This is a genomic window from Streptomyces sp. NBC_00090 (genome assembly GCF_045160815.1).
Taxonomy (GTDB): domain Bacteria; phylum Actinomycetota; class Actinomycetes; order Streptomycetales; family Streptomycetaceae; genus Streptomyces.
The window spans coordinates 4,279,487-4,298,056 of sequence record NZ_CP108224.1 but is presented as its reverse complement, the minus strand read 5'-3'; the positions used below and the strand labels follow the sequence as shown (position 1 = coordinate 4,298,056).

The window sequence follows — 18,570 nt, the reverse complement described above, 5'->3', positions numbered from 1 at the left end:
TGCCGTACGGCACCAGGGCCCCGAAGGAACTACTACACCATCTGTCGGCCCTGATACTGCGCCGACCCTGTGTTTCCGCCGACCCGACCGAGATGCTGCCGGGAGTGCGGGGATCGCGGTTGCTTGACCGGAGACCACCTCACTATCGATGTCCTGCGGTACCCGGGCTCAAGGCTTCCGCCCGGGCGATCCTGATGGTGTTCGGCTCCTCCGTTCTTCCCTCGGTGATCAACTGCGTACTGCTGGTACTGCTCTACTGCGTACTGCTGGTGGCCTGCGTCAGCGCCACTCTTCGGCAGCCAGCCCCGTTGCCCGTCCTGCGTCTGCTCTGGCTTGGAACCCCACTGCCGAACTTCCCGGTGCGCGCGTCCGCAGCCGACGCCTTCACCGAGGTGCTGCTCACTTACTTCACTGCTGCGTACTGCTCACGGCGGCCCCTGATCACTGCGGGCCACCCGGTCCGGTCGTCAGTCCCGTCGCCGTCCTGCAACAACCCTGGCTTCGGAACTCCACCACCGCACCGTCCTGCGAACTGCGACTGCGGGTACTGCTGCCCGGCAGTTCGTCTCTGCCAGGCCCTGCGGTCTCTCTGGGCTACGAGAGAAACCATAACCACGCCACCATGCAATGTCTACTCCAGCCGTCATAGATTTTCGTGCCCGCCGAGGAGAGCCCTTGGAATTGACGGGCCCACGCGGAGAGCATCGAAGTGGCCGTTCACGACTCCAGCTCGTACGCGCCGCGTATGCGCACCCCTGACCTGTACGGCGGTACCGGTGGATCCGGCTGGCCCATGGTCAACCGCCTCGCCCGAGCGGCCGCTGTCCCCCGTCGGGCCTCCGGCGGGAAGAAGACGGTGAGTGCTTCTCTCGACCGGTAGTCCTCCCGGTCGAGAGAAGCGGGACGACCGGTGCATAAAATCGGCTCTCATGTCGAAGCCTGACGAGCTGCTCGTTGACGTCGCTGCCTTGGTGGAGTCCGGGCAGAGCAATCAGATGTCCCTGACCGTGGTCACCGGTGGTGCTGTCATCACCGGTCGGCTGGCTCCCGAAGCCGTGTGGAGGCAGCGGGTGTCGGAGGTCCTGACGGACTCGGCCCGCTTGGGCGAGTTCTCCGCCGTCTTCACCGCCACGACACCCCAAGAGGGGCCGCCCACTCATCTGCACTTCCATGTGGCCCGCATCCTTCAGGGCACGGTGGGGATCCCGGAGACGGGTGGGATGTATCGCGTCTCGATCGCGGCTGTCAGTGCCTGGACCATGGGCGACTTCAGCTACTCCGACCACTGACCCGACATTCGCGTAACCCCCGGTATACGGGAGGGCCCGACCGGCGCGTGCCGGTCGGGCCCTCCTCGCTGTTCGGGTGTCGGCTTGCGCCGGTCCTGTCCGTCAGACGGTCACCGGGGTGCCGAGCATCGCGGAGGCCTGCTGGAGCGGGCCGAGGACGCGCGTGGGCACGGCGGCCCGGGGGAGGCCGCGGCAGGTGAACCCGAGCTGGTTCATGGCCCGGAGGACTTCACCGGCGCTGAAGTCACGGCGGTCCTGCCGAGTGATGACCTGGCCGACCTGCTTCACGGGGTAGGTACGGCGGCCGATGATCACTGACTCGCCGACGACCTGCTCGGGCTTGATGCCCTTCATCGACTCCAGGACACCGCTCTTGGTCAGGTCGAACGGGAAACGGGCGATGACACAGCGCATGTTGCCTCACAGGAAGAAGAAAAGGGGGACGGTCGTGCCGTGGTGAGGCTGTTCAGCGGGCAAGGGCGAGGACGCCCCGAGCACTGCCCTGGTCATCGATGACCGGCAGGGCATCGAGCCGGCGGTAGCGCATCGCGTGTTCGGCTTCGGCCATCGTGGTCACGGGTGAGGCGACCGGCCCGCGGTCCCCCAGCAGGTCGCGGAGACGGACCCGGTCGGTGTACGCCGTGCTGTCGCGGATGGCGGTGAGCTGGGCCTGCGTGACCAGCCCAGTGCACAGGCCGTCCTCGTCGCAGACGAGCAGATGACCCACGCGGGCGCCGGCCATGACGGCCAGGGCCACCTCGACCGTCATGTCGTCACAGATCTGTGGACCGTCCGCCTCCATCGCGTCGTCCACCGTCCGGTGCACAGGGTTGGTGTTCGCCGAGCGGGGCTGCATCTGGACCAGCGTCAAAACGTGCCTCCTGCAGAGATGGGTCAGTTTCCTGATCACGTGGTTCTCAGGCCGCCGCATCGAAGGCGGACTGCCGCACGCTCACGCGCCGGACGGTCGAAGCGGGCCGACGCCTGCCACGGGAGGCCGCGCCGCGCTTGGCGCGTTCGACGACCGGTGTGGTGATGACGACGGGGACACCGGAGGGGGCCTGGGCGCCGGTGATCCGGTTCAGGGCCTCTTCGCCGGAGCGGACCTGGGTGGTCTGCGGGGTGATGCCGGCGGCCTGCATGAGGCGGGTCATGTCGCGGCGCTGGTTGGGGGTGACGAGGGTGACGACGCTGCCGGACTCGCCCGCGCGGGCGGTGCGGCCGCCGCGGTGGAGGTAGTCCTTGTGGTCGGTCGGCGGGTCGACGTTCACGACGAGGTCGAGGTTGTCGACGTGGATGCCGCGGGCGGCGACGTTCGTGGCGACCAGCACGGTGACGTGTCCGGTCTTGAACTGCGCGAGGGTCCGGGTGCGCTGCGGCTGCGACTTCCCGCCGTGAAGGGCGGCGGCCCGGACACCGCTGTTCAGCAGGTCCTGCGTCAGCCGGTCGACGGCGTGCTTGGTGTCCAGGAACATGATCACCCGGCTCTCGCGCGCCGCGATCTCCGTCGTCGTCCGGTGCTTGTCGGAGCCGTGGACGTGCAACACGTGGTGCTCCATCGTGGTGACCGCACCGGCCGAGGGGTCCACCGAGTGCACGACCGGGTCGGTCAGGTATCGGCGCACCAGCAGGTCGACGTTGCGGTCCAGGGTGGCGGAGAACAGCATCCGCTGCCCCTCGGGACGCACCTGGTCCAAGAGAGCGGTGACCTGCGGCATGAAGCCCATGTCGGCCATCTGGTCGGCTTCGTCCAGGACGCTGATTGCGACCTGGTTCAGCCGGCAGTCACCACGGTCGATGAGGTCCTTCAACCGGCCGGGCGTGGCCACGACGACCTCCGCGCCTCCGCGCAGCGCTCCGGCCTGCTTGCCGATCGACATGCCGCCGACGACCGTGGTCAGACGCAGCTTCACGGCGCGGGCGTACGGCGTGAGGGCGTCGGTCACCTGCTGGGCCAGCTCGCGGGTGGGGACGAGGACGAGGGCCAGCGGCTTGCGGGGCTCGGCGCGATGCCCGGCGGTGCGAGCCAGCAGGGCGAGGCCGAAGGCCAGAGTCTTGCCGGAGCCGGTGCGGCCGCGGCCGAGGACGTCGCGGCCTGCGAGGGTGTTGGGCAGGGTGGCTCCCTGGATCGGGAACGGCACGCTCAGGCCCTGCGCGCCAAGGGCCGCCAACAGCTCGGCCGGCATGTCGAGATCGGCGAAAGCCTCGACGGCGGGCAGAGCGGGAGTGATCGTCTTCGGCAGGGCGAACTCGCCTTGGATCGCGGCGGGCCGGCGGCCGTAGCCGCCGGAGCGGCTCGGACCTCCGGAACGGCTCGGGGCCGACGAGCCGAAGCGGCTGCCCCGCTCCGAACCGGTGGCAGCGCCGAAAGCGGGGCCGCCGGTGCGGCTGCGGGTGCGAGAGGAACGGTCGTTCGTACGTGTGCGGTTCATTCAGAACCTTCCTTGATGCGGCACATATCAAGGAATTCCGGCAGCAGAAACGCAGCGCGGGGAATCACAAGAACGGGCCGAATGGAATGCGAAAGCGACTCTGGCCTACAGAGATTCTGTACGGGCGCATGCGCTGAGATGGGGTGGCGTCATGTGGACGCGAAACCAAGAAAAATCTAGGGTGTGAAGCGCCGAGCAGGCTGTGACCCTGAATACTTCGTCACGCAGGTGACACCACTGCGGGAAATGCGTGCAGCTGGGGCCCGCACCCCAAGGATGCGGGCCCCAGCTACGAAATGCGCGTCAGCGTCAGGCGGGAACGATGTTCTCGGCCGTCGGGCCCTTCTGGCCCTGCGCGATGTCGAAGGTGACCTTCTGGCCTTCCAGCAGCTCGCGGAAGCCCTGGGCGGCGATGTTCGAGAAGTGGGCGAAGACGTCGTCGCCGCCACCGTCCTGCTCGATGAAGCCGAAACCCTTTGCCGCGTTGAACCACTTCACGGTGCCAGATGCCATGTCATATCTCCTTTGGGGCAGTACACCAGCATCCGCACTGTACGGACACCGTGTCGCCGCGATGATGCCCCGCCGGAAAAATGACCGGAAATATAAAGCGCTCGAATGTGGCACGGAGGCCGACTGGAGCGCCTGAAGTTTTTGGGTACCAAAACTGCAACCGAGATCGACAGTAGCACGCTGCAGCGGTTTGTGTGCGTGGAATATCTCCATCGTGTGCGGTTCGGAAAAACTCTCCCTGCGGGGTCCATTAAACTCTCTGATCGCGGGGATAGATATTGATTCCCCCCGAGAGCAGCGTTCCGGTAGCAAGGCGTCCGCCAGTTGCGACGTGCAGCCAGTGGGGACCGGTGTGTGAAGCCCGTCCCGCTGGGAGACGTGGCATCCTCGTCGCGAGCACCGTTGGCGGGGAGGGTGGCGTAGGTGATGGCTGAGCTGAAGTTCGAAACCGTCGTCTGCCCGCACTGTGCGGCCTGCCCGGCCACTGGGCAGGCCCGTACCATCGCCGCCGACCGGCGCCGGGTGACGGTGACGTGGCACCTCCCTTCCTGCCCGCACTGCGCCGCCGATCGCGTGTTGGCGGGGAAGGAGGACTAGGTGGCCCCGAGGGTCGGAGTCAACCCCTCCGGCCAACCGCCCCCTTTTGAAAGCGAATTCACGCGACGGAGGCAGCGGTGTGACGCAGGGCATCGAGAACGCGTCTCGCGACGCGAGACTGGCGAGGGCCGAGAGGTCTAGACAACGACGAAGCCCCAGGTCTCTGACCTGGGGCTTCGTGGAAGAGCGGATGACGGGAATCGAACCCGCGCTATAAGCTTGGGAAGCTCATGTTCTACCATTAAACTACATCCGCACAGCGGCCGGATGATCCGTGCCGCATCGTTGCACACTGTACCCCATGCGCCACTTGAGGCGAAGCTCACGCCTCCGCGTGTGCGGAGTGCCGCCTGGAGGGTGTCCTGTTGATCCCCTAATGTGGCTGTCTTGTCCACCGCATGTGTAGGGGAAGGGACTTGATGGGTTCCATGGAGCGCACCGTCGTCCGCTGTGCCGAAGGGCACGTGTTCAGTACCGCCTCGTTCCCGCTTCAGCAGCTCGGGGCCGGGCGGATCGGGCCCGGGCGGCTCATTCGGTGTCCGCGGTGTGCGCGGTTGCGGCATGCGGTGCCCGTGGTGCTCGGACAGCGCTGAGGGTGCCGGGGGCGCGGAGCCCTGCCGATTGGGGCAGGTCCGCGCCCTCTGCGTATCGTGGGGGCGTGCTTCTCTCAGACAAGGACATCCGGGCCGAGATCGATGCCGGTCGGGTGCGCATCGACCCGTACGACGAATCCATGGTGCAGCCCTCGAGCATCGACGTGAGGCTTGACCGCTTCTTCCGGGTGTTCGAGAACCACCGCTACCCCCACATCGACCCCGCCGTCGAGCAGTTCGACCTCACGCGCGAGGTCGAGCCGGAGGGCGACGAGGCGTTCATCCTCCACCCGGGCGAGTTCGTGCTCGCCTCGACCTACGAGGTCATCACCCTGCCGGACGACATCGCGTCGCGGCTGGAGGGGAAGAGCTCTCTGGGGCGGCTCGGTCTGGTGACCCACTCGACCGCCGGGTTCATCGACCCCGGTTTCTCCGGGCACGTGACCCTGGAGCTGTCGAACCTCGCCACCCTGCCGATCAAGCTCTGGCCTGGCATGAAGATCGGCCAGCTGTGCCTGTTCCGGCTGAGCTCGCCCGCCGAGTTCCCGTACGGGAGCGAGCGGTACGGCTCGCGGTACCAGGGCCAGCGTGGGCCGACGGCCTCCCGTTCGTTCATGAACTTCCATCGGACCCAGGTGTGAGGCGGTAGCCGGCATGAGTGAAGTACGAGAGAACCTGACGTACGAGGGCTTCGGGAACGCGATCCGCGAGCTGGCGCAGACCATCGCCGACGACGGTTACGAGCCGGACGTCGTGCTCTCCATCGCCCGGGGCGGCGTCTTCGTCGCCGGCGGTCTGGCCTACGCGCTCGACTGCAAGAACATCCACCTCGTGAACGTGGAGTTCTACACCGGGGTCGGGACCACTCTCGAGATGCCGGTCATGCTGGCGCCCGTCCCGAACGCGATCGACTTCTCCGACAAGAAGGTCCTGATCGCCGACGACGTCGCCGACACCGGCAAGACCCTGAAGCTCGTCCACGACTTCTGCGTCGACCACGTCGCCGAGGTCCGTTCGGCCGTCATCTACGAGAAGTCGCACTCGCTCGTGAAGTGCGAGTACGTGTGGAAGAAGACCGACGAGTGGATCAACTTCCCCTGGTCGGTCGAGCCGCCCGTCGTGAGGCGTGAGGGCCAGGTCCTCGACGCCTGAGGGCACCATCGCGGTGGAGGAGAGGGCCCGCGTCGACTTCGGTCGACGGGGCCCTTTCCCTTGCGTGCCGCACCCGGTCACCCGAGTCGGCTCAGGTGACCAGGTTGCCCAGTGCCCGGTACGTGTTCGTGCCGGGCACTCCGTCCAGCGGGCCCGTGTAGCCGCCCGTCTGGGCCAGCCGCTGGAGCGCCACGTACGTCGCCGTGCCGGGGGCGCCGTCGATCAGGCCGGAGTAGCCCCAGCCGCGCAGGCAGGCCTGGATGCCGCTCCAGCTGTACGAGCCGAGCACCCCGTCGGCCGGGCCCGTGTAGCCGCCGAGCGCGGCCATCCGCTGCATCGCCGCGTACGTCTGTGTGCCCGGGGCGCCGTCGAGGGGGCCCGTGTAGCCGAAGCGGCGCATCACGGTCTGGACGCCCTTCCAGCCGTTGACCCCCATGACGCCGTCGATCGGGCCCGTGTAGCCGCCGGCGGTCGCCAGGGTCTGCAGACCCTTGTACGTGTTCGTGCCGGGCGCCCCGTCGAGGGGGCCCGTGTAGCCGTAGCCGCGCAGGACCGTCTGGACGCCCTTCCAGCTGCTCGTCCCGGGGACCCCGTCGATCGGGCCCGTGTAGCCGCCCGCCTTGGCGATCTTCTGCAGGGTCGTTCCGTCGGCCGTCGAGATCGGGCCGGGGCCGCCGCTCGTCACGCTCAGGTAGGTGCGGAGCGCCGCGAAGGTGTTCGGGCCGGGGACGCCGTCGATCGGGCCGGTGTAGCCGTAGTCGGCGGCCAGCAGCTGGAGGCCCTTGTACGTGTCCGGGTCGGGCGTGCCGTCGATCGGGCCGTCGGAGTAACCCTGTGCGAGGACGGTCTGGACGCCCTTCCAGCTGTTCGTGCCCATGACGCCGTCGACCGGGCCCGTGTAGCCGCCGCGCTGGGCGACCTGCTGGAGCGTCTTCGCGTCCTCCGTCGAGATCGTCACGCCCGTCCCGCCGGTCTGCGTGAGGTAGCCGCGCAGCCCGGCGTACGTGTTCGGGCCCATGACGCCGTCGATCGGACCCGTGTACCCGCCGCGCTGGGCCAGCTGCTGGAGGCCTTTGTACGTGTTCGTGCCGGGCACGCCGTCGACCGGGCCGCCGTACAGCCCGAGCTGGGTGAGGAGGGTCTGGACGCCCTTCCAGCTGTTCGGGCCGAGGACGCCGTCGAGCGGGCCCGTGTACCCGCCGAGCTGCGCGATCCGCTGGAGGGTCACTCCGTCGGCGAGCGGGATGTCCGGCGCCGGGTCGGGTATCGGGTTCGGCCCGGGGGGCGGCAGGACCGCCGACCCGAACGCGTCCGGCTTCGCCTGGTTCAGGTCGACGGCGACGCCCTTGACCGACCCCGAGTCACTGAACTGGTGGATCGCCCAGTCCGGATACGCGGTGCCGATCCGCGGGCTGCCCGCCGGAGCGCCGTAGTCCGCGATCCAGAGCTTCGCCCCCGTCGCCCGGGTCAGCGGCCAGGACCGCGAGGTGAGCAGGGAGGAGTACGTGTACAGGAAGGGGGTCGTGCCCAGGCGGGCCTTCACGATGCCGATGAACTCCGCCGTCTGGGCGTCCGTCCACACCGGGCTCTGGTCGACGCCCTCGACGTCGACCATCAGCGGCTCGCCGGGGCGGTAGCCGCGCAGGTGGGCGAGGAAGTACTCGGCGTCCGTGGCCGCCGCTCCCCACCCGGTCATCCAGTAGTGGCCGACCAGGAACCCGGCGGCCCTGGCCTCGTCGACCTGCCGGACGTAGTGGGGCGAGGTGTAGGGCTGGTGGGTGCCGTCGTTGGAGCCGCCGGACTTCACGACGCAGAACCGGAATCCGGCGCTGCGCGCGGCCAGGAAGTCCAGGTCGGCCTGGCTGGTGCCGACGTCGATCCCGTACACCGCGTCCGTAGGTGAGGGGGTCGGCGCCGGGCCCGGCGCCGGTGGCGTGGACGGCGGGTGCGCGGACAGCCAGGCCGAGACGCCGAGGATGGTGTTCGGGCCGAGGAGGCCGTCGATCGGTCCGGTGTAGCCGCCGTCCCGGGCGAGCGCCTGGACGGCCTTGTACGTCGCGGAGCCGGGCACGCCGTCGATCGGGCCGGTGTAGCCGTAGCCGCGGACGGCGGTCTGCACGCCCTTCCAGCCGTTGACGCCGATCGCGCCGTCGACCGGTCCGGTGTAGCCGCCGCGCTGGGCGAGCGTCTGCAGGACCCGCTGGTCGTCCGCGGTCAGGACGTACGTGGAGCCCCCCGGCCCTGGCGTGCCCACGTCGGCCATCCGCGCACCCACGTTGTCCAGCGTCCAGCCCAGGTACACCAGGCCGGCGAGCGCGTTGTACCGGGCGACGGACTGGGTCCCGATGCGGTAGCCGCCGGGGGCGAAGTCCTCCCCGCCCGACAGGTGGCCCGTCGCCATCAGACAGCGGGTGCCGCCGCCGTCGAGGTCCAGGGCCACGTGGCCGGGGGTGAGCCGCACCGCGTTGGCCCACCAGTGGAAGGCCCCGCGGGGTGCGGCCGAGTAGTCGGGGTGCCCCTCTCCGGACGCCTCCCAGGCGTCGTACGCCGTGCCCCGCGAGCTGCTGAGGTCGCAGGCCCGGAACATCAGGGACTGGCACATGTCGGACCAGTTGTAGCCGTTGTCGAAGCCGGCGTCACCACCGTCGGTGACGTGCAGGCGAGCCCACTGCTCAGCCCCGGCGACCGTTCTCGTCAACTCGCGCCCCTCAGGTCGGTGTCAGGTGTCCGTGTCAGGAAACGGACAGGTGGGCCGCGGCGAGGATCGTCTCGGATCCGACCAGTTGGGCCCGTACGACCGGTCGCGCCCCCGCCGCGGCCGTCGGCACCGCGCCGTACCGGAGCCAGCGGTCCAGGAAGACGGTCCCCTGCGCGTCCGTGTCGAGGTCCAGATATCCGTGCCGGCCCGGGGACTTCCGCCCCTCCGACACCTCGAACCAGAGCCCGGGACGGGCGGCGTGGAACGAGCCGAGGGAGAACCGCACCCGGCGGCCGGCCAGCGGTCGGCCGTGCGCGGAGGTGAGGACGAACAGCACGCCGGTGGCCGGGGCCGCGGCGGGAGCCCGTGGTGTCGTGGCGGGCCAGCCGTAGCCGGGCGCCGAGAACGCCCCCCGGATGCCGCTGCCGGCGGCGGTGGCGGCCTCCGGGACGCTCGCCGCCGAGGCCGTACCGCCCGCGCCCACCCCCAGGACCAGTCCCGGCAGCAGCGCGCCGGCCGTCCGCAGGACGGACCGCCGGGACATGCCCGGACCCGGTTCGGGTCCCCGCCCCTCGCCGTCAACCCGCTCAGGCATCTGACCTCCTGGAATCCCCTGTGCCGCCGGCCGAACCTCGGACCGGTCAAGACCACCCCATCGCCCGTACGCCGACAACCCAACGAACGCGCGGAAGTCGAGCCCCCGATTCCGCGCATTCGTTGGGTTGTCGGCGTCGGGGCGGCCCGATGGGATGAGCGGGCTCGTGATCTTCCGTAACACCCTGCTTGATGACCCGTCAGATGACCCGCTAGTCGAGACAGCTCAGGGAGAAGCGTTGACCGAGAACGAGGCACGGCACCGTTGTGGCGGCGGCCAGGACGACCATCACGTCCCGGCGGGCATGAGCCGGCGCACCCTGCTGCGTGGAGCGGTGGTGGGCGGCGGAGCGCTGGCCGCCGGCGGGCTCGTCCTGCCCACGAGCGCGTACGCCGTCCCCGCGCTCTACAACCCGTTCGGCGCGTACGCCATCACCGGCCCGTGGGACCCGCCGAACCACAACGGCGTCGACTTCGGCATGGCCGTGGGGACTTCACTCCCGGCCTGCGGCGCCGGAACGATCGAGAACATCCCCTACAACGGCACCGGCGGCCACACCGTCACCATCCACCACGCCGAGGGATACCGCAGCCAGTACATGCACCTGTCGAGGTTCCTGCTGGCCAACGGCGCCTCCGTGGCCGCCGGGACGGTCGTCGGGCTCTCCGGCGGAGCCGCGGGCGCCGACGGCGCGGGCAACTCGACCGGGCCGCACCTGCACTGGCACGTCATCAACGCGAGCGGCGTCCGGGTCAACCCGCTCTCCGTCACGGGCGGCGGTACGCCCCCCGTCCAGGGCGAGGGGCTGACGTTGCAGAAGATCGCCGGCGCCGGCGGCTACACCGGGGCCCTCGACGGCGTGCCGGGCACGAACACCTGGAAGGGCGTGCAGCAGGTCATGAAGGGGTACGGGTACACCGGCCCGCTCGACGGCGCGCCCGGCGGCAACACGTACTCCGCACTCCAGCGACTCGCGCAGAAGGGCGGCTACACCGGCCCGGTCGACGGCGTGATGGGCACCAACTCCTGGAAGGGCGTGCAGACCGTCCTGCGCCGCTTCGGCTACACCGGCCCGATCGACGGCGCTCCCGGCACCAACACCTGGGCAGCGTTCCAGCGGATGGCCAAGCTCGGCGGCTACACCGGCCCGGCCGACGGCGTGCTGGGCACCATGTCGTGGAAGGGCGCGCAGAAGCTGCTCTCCGGTTACGGGTACACCGGTCCGATCGACGGCGTGCCCGGGAACGCCACGTACTCCGCGCTCCAGCGGATGGCCCAGCTCGGCGGCTACACGGGCCCGGTCGACGGCGTCCCCGGCACCAACACCTGGGCGGCGCTCGCCAGGCTCGTCTGAGCCGGCACGTTCCGACTCCACCAGGGCAGGGCCTCCGACCGAGGCCCTGCCCTTCGTCGTTTCCGAGGGCCGGTTCGGGTCCGGGTCCGTCTCCGCGGCCGAGGTTCGCGAGAGTTCGCCGGACCTGCACTCTTCCGTCATCAGGCCTCCCCCGGCCGGTCTTGCTCAACTATCTTCATCGTTGCGTGTCACAAGGCTGCCCCGGAGCCGAGGAGGACGATGACGAGCCGTAGCGGGCTGTGGCGGGTCGCCGAACTGCCCACGACCCGGGCCGGTGTCGAGAGGGCCTTCTCGTACTTCACCGCCGGGGTCCGTCTCGGCACCGTCGCCCAGATGGTTCCCGCCGTGCAGCTCGGTGCGGACCGGTCGCCGCACGAGGCCGCCTACCTCGCGTGCTGGGGCGCCGCCGCCCTGGCGTCGGTCGCGGTCAGCGTGGTGACGCTGGTGCGCCGGCGGCCGTTGGGCACGGCCGTGTCCGTGCTCGACTTCGCACTCGCCTGCGCCCTGCTCCTCCTCGGCCCCCTGGTGCTCGCGCCCTGGGACCGCTTCGGCACGTGGACCGCCTTCCAGCCGGGATACGCGCTGTGCGTCATCATCACGGCCGGCGGTGTGCGCGGCCTCGGCGTCTGGGCGGCCGGCCTGCTCGCCGTCTCCGTCTGTTACTGGGTCTATCTCGGCGGCGAGGTCGGGAGCGACATGACCTCGACCGCCATCGGGAACGTCCTGACGTACGTGGTGTACGCGCTGGTCGCCCGCATGTTCTTCGGGTACACCCGCCGCATCGCGCGGGACGCCGACGCCTCACGCGCGCGTGCCGCCGAGCTTGCGCGGCGCGAGGAGGAACGGCGGGCCCAGGTGATGATGCACAACGGCGTCGCCGTCATGCGCCTGCTGACCGAGCAGGGGGACGACGTCTCGCGGGCCCGGCTCGTCGGCCAGGCCGAGGTGGAGCTGCGGCGGATGCGGTCGTATCTGCGCGGCGGCGCTTCGGAGAGCGGTGCTTCGGACGGGCTCGCTCCGACGGCTCGAACGGCTCCGACGGCTCCGGCGGTTCCGCTGGTTCCGATGGTCAAGCGGGTGTGCGACCGTTTCGCCGACCTGAACGTCGTCGCCTCGCTCGATCTCGGCACCGGCCTGCGGATCCCCGCCGCGCGGGCCGAGGCGCTGGAGCGCGCGTTGGAGAGCCTGCTGCTGAACGTCCGGGAGCACGCCCACGCGAACGAGGTGGTGGTGCACCTCGACGAGGGCGCGGGCGAGGGCGCGGGCGCGGGTGAGGCCAGGGCCGGGGTCGGGGACGGGGCCGGGCGCCGGGCCGTGGGCTGGACGCTGACCGTGCACGACGACGGCGTCGGTTTTGAGCCGGCCTCGGTGGCCGCAGGAGTCGGGCTGCGCGAGGTGGTCGTCGGCGAGCTGCGCCGACGGGGCCTCGGCGTCGGGATCGCGTCCGCGGTGGGGGAGGGGACGACGGTGACGGTCCGGTCCCGCCCGGGACCGGAGGCCGGTCCGGCGGGGCCCACGCGTCCGACGGTGTGGGCCGCCTTCGCGGACGCGCCATGAGGCCCGCGGTGGCGGTCGTCGACGACGCGTCGCTGATCCGCGAGTCGATCGGCCTGCTCATGCCCGGTCTCGACGTCGTCGCCGCGGTCGCGACGGTGGAGGAGCTGGTGCGCCGCGACCCCGTCGTCGACCTCGTCCTGCTCGACCTGCACCTCGCCAACCTCGAACAGCAGCCCGACGTCCGCCAGGGCATCGCCGCCATCCGTACGCTGACCGGCCGCGGCCACCGCGTCTGCGTCTACAGCCAGGAGGAGCGCCGGTTCGTGCTGGCGGCGTGCGTCGCGGCCGGCGCGAGCGGCATCGTCTCCAAGGCGCTGCCGCGCGAGCGGGCCGAGGAGCTCTTCCTCGACGTCGCCGCCGGCGGCACCGCCGTGCCGCAGCCGGTCGTCGGCATCCTCGAAGTGCTCGTCCGGCGCGACTGCATCACCCTGCTGAGCGAGCGGCAGCGTCAGATCCTGCACGGGCGTGCCCGCGGGCTGAGCTACGCCCAGGTCGCGAGGGAGCTGTTCGTGAGCGAGTCGACGCTGCGCGGCTACTGGTTCGACCTGACCAGGTCGCTGTCGGACTCCCTGCGCAGCCTCACGCCCGGCGAGATCGAGCGCGCCCTCGGGCTCGCACCGGGCGACCTCCTGGAGTTCTGGGCCGACGACGGGACGACGGACCACAAGGACTGGTGGCGCATCGGCCGGGGCCGCTGAGCAGGGGGGCCGCTGAGTAGGGGGCCGCTGAGCAGGGGGCCGCTGAGCAGGCGGAAGGGCCCCCCACCGCCGTGCGGTGAGGGGCCCTTGCCCGTGCGTGCGGGGGCTACGGGGTCACAGCGTGCCCAGCTTGATGAGGCTCAGCAGCGCGACCAGCTGGATCGCCGACGCGCCCAGCGCCTTCGGCCACGGCAGGTCGTGCGAGCGGCTCACCATCAGGGTGAGGAGGGCTCCGAGCGCCAGCCAGGTCACCCAGCCGACGACCTGGACGAGGCCGTTCTCGCCGCCCAGGAAGAGCGCGAAGACCAGCCGGGGCGCGTCCGTGATCGACATGATCAGCATCGACAGGCCCACGGTCGGCTGCCAGGAGCCGTTGCCGCCGAGCTGGCGCGCGAGCGTGTGCGTGACCGAGCCGAGGATCAGTCCACCGACGACGAAGCCGAGGCCCGTCATCAGGACGTACGGGATCGCCGTCGACAGGGTCGCGTTGATCGCCTCGTCGCGGGCAGTGTCGAAGCCGAAGATCGCGAGCAGGCCGTAGAGGAAGGTGACGATCAGCGCCGGGCCCCAGACGGCGTGGTCCCGCATCCGGAGGAAGGTGTCCGCCGGGCGCAGCACGATGCCGCTCAGGAGGCCCTTCCAGGGAAGGCGGGGGCCCGTGGGGACGGGGGCGGCCTGGTAGCCCCCGGCGTCGCCGTACGGGTCGTCGACGCTGAACATCTGCGTGTGGCCCGGGTTGTTCGCCGTGCCCGGGTGCGACTGCTGGGACTGCGGCTGCTGCTGGCCGTAGGGGTCCCCGAAGTACTCCGGCTCTCCGTACGGCTGCTGCGGCTGCCCCTGCGGGCGGCCGTACTGGCCGCCGCCCTGCTGCGGGCCCTGCTGTCCGCCGTACTGGCCCTGACCGCCGTACTGACCGCTCTGCGGGGGCCACTGCTGCTGCGGGTACGGCGGCGGGGCCGCGTTGTACCCGTAGGGCGCCTGCTGCGGTTGCTGCTGCTGCGGGGGGCGGTTGTTGTCCCGGCCGCGTCCGTTCCTGAATCCAGCCACGCCTTGAACGTACCCGCTCGGGCTGTGGAGGCGCTCGTCCGGCCGGTCCTTGCCACTGAGCTGTGACATCCCCTAAGGGACCCCTAGGGGGCCGCCGGGGCCGTGACACGGTCGGCGGTCAGACGCGCGGCCGCTGTTACAAATCCGACGTATCACCTCAATCTCGGCCTCGTAGCTTCGGAGATGTCAGCGACCCGAGCAAGGAGCTCTTCCGATGCGTGTCACCCGTCGTTCCGCCCGTACCGCCGCCGTCGCCACCGGGGCCGTCGCCGCCCTCCTCCTGCCGGCCGCCGGGGCCTTCGCCGCCGACGGTCCGGCCCAGGACCCGGCCCCGACAGCGAGCGACCGGACCGCGAGCGACGAGCCCGCGGGCGACCAGTCGGTCCTGTGGCGGAACGTCGACCTCGCCGACGGCTCGCTCGCCAAGGTCTACCAGGACGGCCCGGGCCGCTTCTCCGCCGAGATCTACGCGGGCGGGTCCCTGATCGACACCCTCACCACCACCGGGCAGCCGGCCTACGGGCAGAACAACGGCCTCCACGTCACCCTCCAGCCGGACGGCACCGTGACCTCCTGGCTGGAGACCGCCCCGAACCCGGACCCGACCCCCAAGCCCACCCCGGACCCGACCCCCAAGCCCACCCCGGACCCGACCCCCAAGCCCACCCCGGACCCGACCCCCAAGCTGACCCCGAAGCCGACCCCCAAGCCGATCCCGAAGCCCGCGCCCAAGCCCACCCCGCACCAGAAGTCCGTGCAGCAGGCGTACGCCAAGGTCACCCTCCCCGACGGCAACACCGCCAGGTTCTTCAAGAGCAAGGGCCAGAACACCTGGCCCCGCGTCGAGATCGACCGGCCCGACGGGCCCGCCGTCGGCACCCTCGACCTGAAGCACCCCACCGCCGCCCACCACGGCTGGACCTACAAGCTCGTCGACGCCGGCAAGCACCACTACAAGCTCGCCGCGATCGACACCCCGAAGCAGGGCGCGAACAGCTGGGTCTACGACTTCCAGGGCAAGCTGATCGAGAAGTACACCGCGCAGAAGACCGTGTGAGACGGAACGAGGACGGCCGCCCCGCGTTTCCGCGGGACGGCCGTCCTCGTGTACGTACCCCTGTGACTACTGCGCGGGCTCCGGCTCCGGTTCCGGCGCGGGCTCCGGCTCCGGCTCCGCCGGGGTCTTCACCGATTCGAGGAGCAGCTGGGCCACGTCCACGACCGTGACGGACTCCTTGGCCTTGCCCTCGTTCTTCTTGCCGTTGACCGAGTCGGTCAGCATGACGAGGCAGAACGGGCAGGCGGTGGAGACGATGTCCGGGTTGAGGGAGAGGGCCTCGTCGACGCGCTCGTTGTTGATGCGCTTGCCGATCCGCTCCTCCATCCACATCCGGGCACCACCGGCGCCGCAGCAGAAGCCGCGCTCCTTGTGGCGGTGCATCTCCTGCTGGCGCAGGCCGGGGACGGCGGACATGATCTCGCGCGGCGGCGTGTAGACCTTGTTGTGACGGCCCAGGTAGCACGGGTCGTGGTAGGTGATGAGGCCCTCGACCGGGGTCACCGGGACCAGCTTGCCCTCGTCGATGAGGTGCTGGAGCAGCTGGGTGTGGTGGATGACCTCGTACTCGCCGCCGAGCTGCGGGTACTCGTTGGCGATGGTGTTGAAGCAGTGCGGGCAGGTCGAGACGATCTTCTTCGCCGACTTCGGCTTCTTCGTCGACTCGTCCTCGTCATCCTCGCCGAACGCCATGTTCAGCATCGCGACGTTCTCCTGGGCGAGCTGCTGGAACAGCGGCTCGTTGCCCAGGCGGCGGGGGGAGTCACCGGTGCACTTCTCGTCGCCGCCCATGATCGCGAACTTGACGCCCGCGATGTTCAGCAGCTCGGCGAAGGCCTTGGTGGTCTTCTTGGCCCGGTCCTCCAGGGCGCCCGCGCAGCCGACCCAGTACAGGTAGTCGAACTCCGAGAGGTCCTCGACGTCCTTCCCGACGATCGGGACCTCGAAGTCGACCTCCTTGGTCCACTCGACGCGCTGCTTCTTGGCGAGACCCCAGGGGTTGCCCTTCTTCTCCAGGTTCTTGAGCATCGTGCCCGCCTCGGACGGGAACGCGGACTCGATCATCACCTGGTAGCGGCGCATGTCGACGATGTGGTCGATGTGCTCGATGTCGACCGGGCACTGCTCGACGCAGGCGCCGCAGGTGGTGCAGGACCACAGGACGTCCGGGTCGATGACGCCGTTCTCCTCGGCGGTGCCGATCAGGGGGCGCTCGGCCTCGGCGATCGCGGACGCGGGAACGTCCTTGAGCTGCTCCGCCGTGGCCTTCTCGTTGCCCTCCATGTCCTTGCCGCCGCCGGCGAGCAGGTACGGGGCCTTGGCGTGCGCGTGGTCGCGCAGCGACATGATGAGGAGCTTCGGGGAGAGCGGCTTGCCGGTGTTCCAGGCGGGGCACTGCGACTGGCAGCGGCCGCACTCGGTGCAGGTGGAGAAGTCGAGGATGCCCTTCCAGGAGAACTGCTCGACCTGGGAGACGCCGAAGACGGCGTCCTCGGCCGGGTCCTCCCAGTCGATCTCCTTGCCGGCGGTCGTCATCGGCTGGAGCGCGCCGAGGGCCGTGGAGCCGTCGGAGTTCCGCTTGAACCAGATGTTCGGGAAGCCGAGGAAGCGGTGCCAGGCGACACCCATGTTCGTGTTGAGCGAGACCGTGATCATCCAGGTGAAGGACGTGACGATCTTGAGCGCCGCGAAGAAGTAGGTGAGGTACTGGATCGTGCTCAGGCTCAGGCCGTCGAGCAGCGCGATCAGCGGGTACGAGGCGAAGAAGCCCGGCTCCCAGCTGGTCACGTGGTGCTGGACGCCTTCGAGGGCGCGCAGCGTCATGATGCAGACGCCGACGATCAGGATGACGGCCTCGACGAAGTACGCCTGGCCCGTCTTGGAGCCCGTGAAGCGGGACTTGCGGCCCGCCCTGGTCGGCTTGCTCAGCTGGCGGATCACGATGAGGGTCACGATGCCGAGGACCGTCATCAGGCCGAGGAACTCGGTGAAGACCTCGTACGGCAGCCAGTCGCCGATGATCGGGATCAGCCAGTCGGCCTGGAACAGCTGGCCGAAGGCGTTGACGATCGTGAGGAGCAGCGAGAAGAAGCCCACCGCGACGAACCAGTGCGCCACGCCGACGATGCCCCAGCGGTTCATCCGGGTGTGGCCGAGGAACTCCTTGACCAGCGTGATGGTGCGCTGTGTGGGGTCGCCGGTGCGGGTGCCCGCGGGTACGGGCTGACCGAGCCGCACGAAGCGGTAGATCTGCACGGTGGCACGGCCGAACAGCGCGACGGCCACCACCGTGATGACGATCGACACGACGATCGCGGCGAGTTGCATGAAGGGCTCCTCGGGCGGGCCTCGCGGGCCTACTACTCGCGGGCCTACTAAGCGGTAACTTATTGAGTCCGTGCTGAGATTACCGGGTCACGGCCCCGCGCTGTAGCGGCACTCACGGTGATCTGTGTCGCTCAGGCAAACCTTGCCGCGCGACGCCTGCGGACAGCTGGAAGCGTACGCGCCAGGATCGTCAGATCCATCCCCAGCCAGTGGTGGTCCACATAGTGGAGGTCGAGCAGCTCCCGCTCCTCCCACGGCAGCTCCGAGCGCCCGCTGATCTGCCAGGGCCCGGTGAGCCCGGGGCGTACGGAGAGCCGGCGGCGCCCCTCGCCCGCGCACTCGCGGTGGGACGGGGCCAGGGGGCACGGTCCGACCAGCGACATCTGGCCCCCCACGACGTGCAGCAGCAGCGGCAGCGCGGCCAGCGGGCTCTTCGTGCGGAAGGTCAGCATCGTGAAGGTGCGGCCGTCCAGGCCCGCCACCGTCCGGCGGCGCAGCACGCCGTGACCGGGGGTCGCGCCGCCGAGCGCGACCGAGAGGGCGACGGCGGCGAGGAGCGGGGAGAGCGCGAGCAGCAGGGCCAGCCCGCCCAGGACGTCGAACGTGCGCTTGGCCGTCATTCCCCACACCCTTCCGAGTGAGCCGACAAGAATCATGGGA

Annotated in this window: 16 protein-coding genes, 1 tRNA gene and 1 pseudogene; 8 read left to right on the top strand and 10 right to left on the bottom strand. The window is 70.1% G+C overall.

What is annotated here, in order from left to right; all coding sequences use genetic code 11:
* Positions 1-688: 688 nt before the first annotated feature.
* Positions 689-880, top strand: a pseudogene (locus tag OG361_RS19100) (ATP-binding protein); the annotation flags it as partial.
* Positions 881-929: 49 nt separating this feature from the next.
* Positions 930-1,289 carry a hypothetical protein gene (locus OG361_RS19095; RefSeq protein WP_405855117.1) on the top strand — a complete coding sequence of 120 codons (360 nt, stop codon included), beginning with the start codon at positions 930-932 and terminating at the stop codon, positions 1,287-1,289.
* Positions 1,290-1,391: 102 nt separating this feature from the next.
* Here the strand turns inward: OG361_RS19095 and OG361_RS19090 are convergent, their stop codons facing one another.
* The 5 genes from OG361_RS19090 to OG361_RS19070 all read right to left on the bottom strand — a co-directional run bounded on the left by OG361_RS19090 (position 1,392) and on the right by OG361_RS19070 (position 5,087).
* Entirely contained in the window at positions 1,392-1,703 is a 312-nt protein-coding gene (locus tag OG361_RS19090) for an SCO5918 family protein (RefSeq protein WP_376397331.1), read from the bottom strand.
* 52 nt (positions 1,704-1,755) lie between these two features.
* Positions 1,756-2,160: a CBS domain-containing protein gene (locus tag OG361_RS19085; protein WP_376397326.1), complete on the bottom strand. Its 405-nt coding sequence runs from the start codon at positions 2,158-2,160 to the stop codon at positions 1,756-1,758.
* A gap of 46 nt (positions 2,161-2,206) precedes the next feature.
* Positions 2,207-3,721, bottom strand: coding sequence for a DEAD/DEAH box helicase (locus OG361_RS19080; protein WP_405855115.1), 1,515 nt, complete (start codon positions 3,719-3,721; stop codon positions 2,207-2,209).
* Between the two features lie 309 nt (positions 3,722-4,030).
* Positions 4,031-4,234: a cold-shock protein gene (locus tag OG361_RS19075; RefSeq protein ID WP_030647895.1), complete on the bottom strand. Its 204-nt coding sequence runs from the start codon at positions 4,232-4,234 to the stop codon at positions 4,031-4,033.
* 782 nt (positions 4,235-5,016) lie between these two features.
* A tRNA-Gly gene (locus OG361_RS19070) sits at positions 5,017-5,087 on the bottom strand.
* A gap of 402 nt (positions 5,088-5,489) precedes the next feature.
* On the opposite strand from OG361_RS19070, the gene dcd reads away from it, so the two are divergent.
* Together dcd and OG361_RS19060 are read left to right on the top strand one after the other, a co-directional pair.
* Positions 5,490-6,065, top strand: coding sequence for a dCTP deaminase (dcd, locus tag OG361_RS19065; RefSeq protein WP_351895094.1), 576 nt, complete (start codon positions 5,490-5,492; stop codon positions 6,063-6,065).
* 13 nt (positions 6,066-6,078) lie between these two features.
* A complete protein-coding gene (locus OG361_RS19060; RefSeq protein ID WP_384560496.1) occupies positions 6,079-6,576 on the top strand; it encodes a phosphoribosyltransferase in 498 nt (165 codons plus the stop codon).
* 91 nt (positions 6,577-6,667) lie between these two features.
* On the opposite strand, the gene OG361_RS19055 is transcribed toward OG361_RS19060, so the two are convergent.
* Together OG361_RS19055 and OG361_RS19050 are read right to left on the bottom strand one after the other, a co-directional pair.
* Positions 6,668-9,274 carry a GH25 family lysozyme gene (locus tag OG361_RS19055; protein WP_405855112.1) on the bottom strand — a complete coding sequence of 869 codons (2,607 nt, stop codon included), beginning with the start codon at positions 9,272-9,274 and terminating at the stop codon, positions 6,668-6,670.
* Between the two features lie 34 nt (positions 9,275-9,308).
* Positions 9,309-9,869, bottom strand: coding sequence for a hypothetical protein (locus tag OG361_RS19050; RefSeq protein WP_405855110.1), 561 nt, complete (start codon positions 9,867-9,869; stop codon positions 9,309-9,311).
* A 238-nt stretch (positions 9,870-10,107) separates the two neighbouring features.
* Here OG361_RS19050 and OG361_RS19045 point away from each other — a divergent pair, with 238 nt between their 5' ends.
* From OG361_RS19045 to OG361_RS19035, 3 genes are all read left to right on the top strand, one after another.
* Positions 10,108-11,223 (top strand): peptidoglycan DD-metalloendopeptidase family protein, encoded by a 1,116-nt coding sequence (locus tag OG361_RS19045; protein ID WP_405855108.1) that lies wholly within the window; start codon positions 10,108-10,110, stop codon positions 11,221-11,223.
* Positions 11,224-11,442: 219 nt separating this feature from the next.
* Positions 11,443-12,780, top strand: a complete 1,338-nt coding sequence (locus tag OG361_RS19040) for an ATP-binding protein (RefSeq protein WP_405855106.1) — start codon at positions 11,443-11,445, stop codon at positions 12,778-12,780.
* A complete protein-coding gene (locus OG361_RS19035; RefSeq protein WP_405855104.1) occupies positions 12,777-13,478 on the top strand; it encodes a LuxR C-terminal-related transcriptional regulator in 702 nt (233 codons plus the stop codon). Before OG361_RS19040 ends, OG361_RS19035 begins: the two co-directional genes overlap by 4 nt.
* A gap of 114 nt (positions 13,479-13,592) precedes the next feature.
* Here OG361_RS19035 and OG361_RS19030 read toward each other — a convergent pair whose 3' ends face one another.
* On the bottom strand, positions 13,593-14,525 hold the full coding sequence (locus tag OG361_RS19030; protein WP_405855103.1) for a Yip1 family protein: 933 nt from the start codon (positions 14,523-14,525) through the stop codon (positions 13,593-13,595).
* A gap of 214 nt (positions 14,526-14,739) precedes the next feature.
* On the opposite strand from OG361_RS19030, the gene OG361_RS19025 reads away from it, so the two are divergent.
* On the top strand, positions 14,740-15,582 hold the full coding sequence (locus OG361_RS19025; protein WP_405855101.1) for a hypothetical protein: 843 nt from the start codon (positions 14,740-14,742) through the stop codon (positions 15,580-15,582).
* Between the two features lie 66 nt (positions 15,583-15,648).
* Here the strand turns inward: OG361_RS19025 and OG361_RS19020 are convergent, their stop codons facing one another.
* Positions 15,649-17,910, bottom strand: coding sequence for a (Fe-S)-binding protein (locus OG361_RS19020; RefSeq protein WP_405855099.1), 2,262 nt, complete (start codon positions 17,908-17,910; stop codon positions 15,649-15,651).
* Positions 17,911-18,041: 131 nt separating this feature from the next.
* A complete protein-coding gene (locus tag OG361_RS19015) occupies positions 18,042-18,530 on the bottom strand; it encodes a sugar transferase (protein ID WP_405855097.1) in 489 nt (162 codons plus the stop codon).
* Between the last annotated feature and the right edge of the window lie 40 nt (positions 18,531-18,570).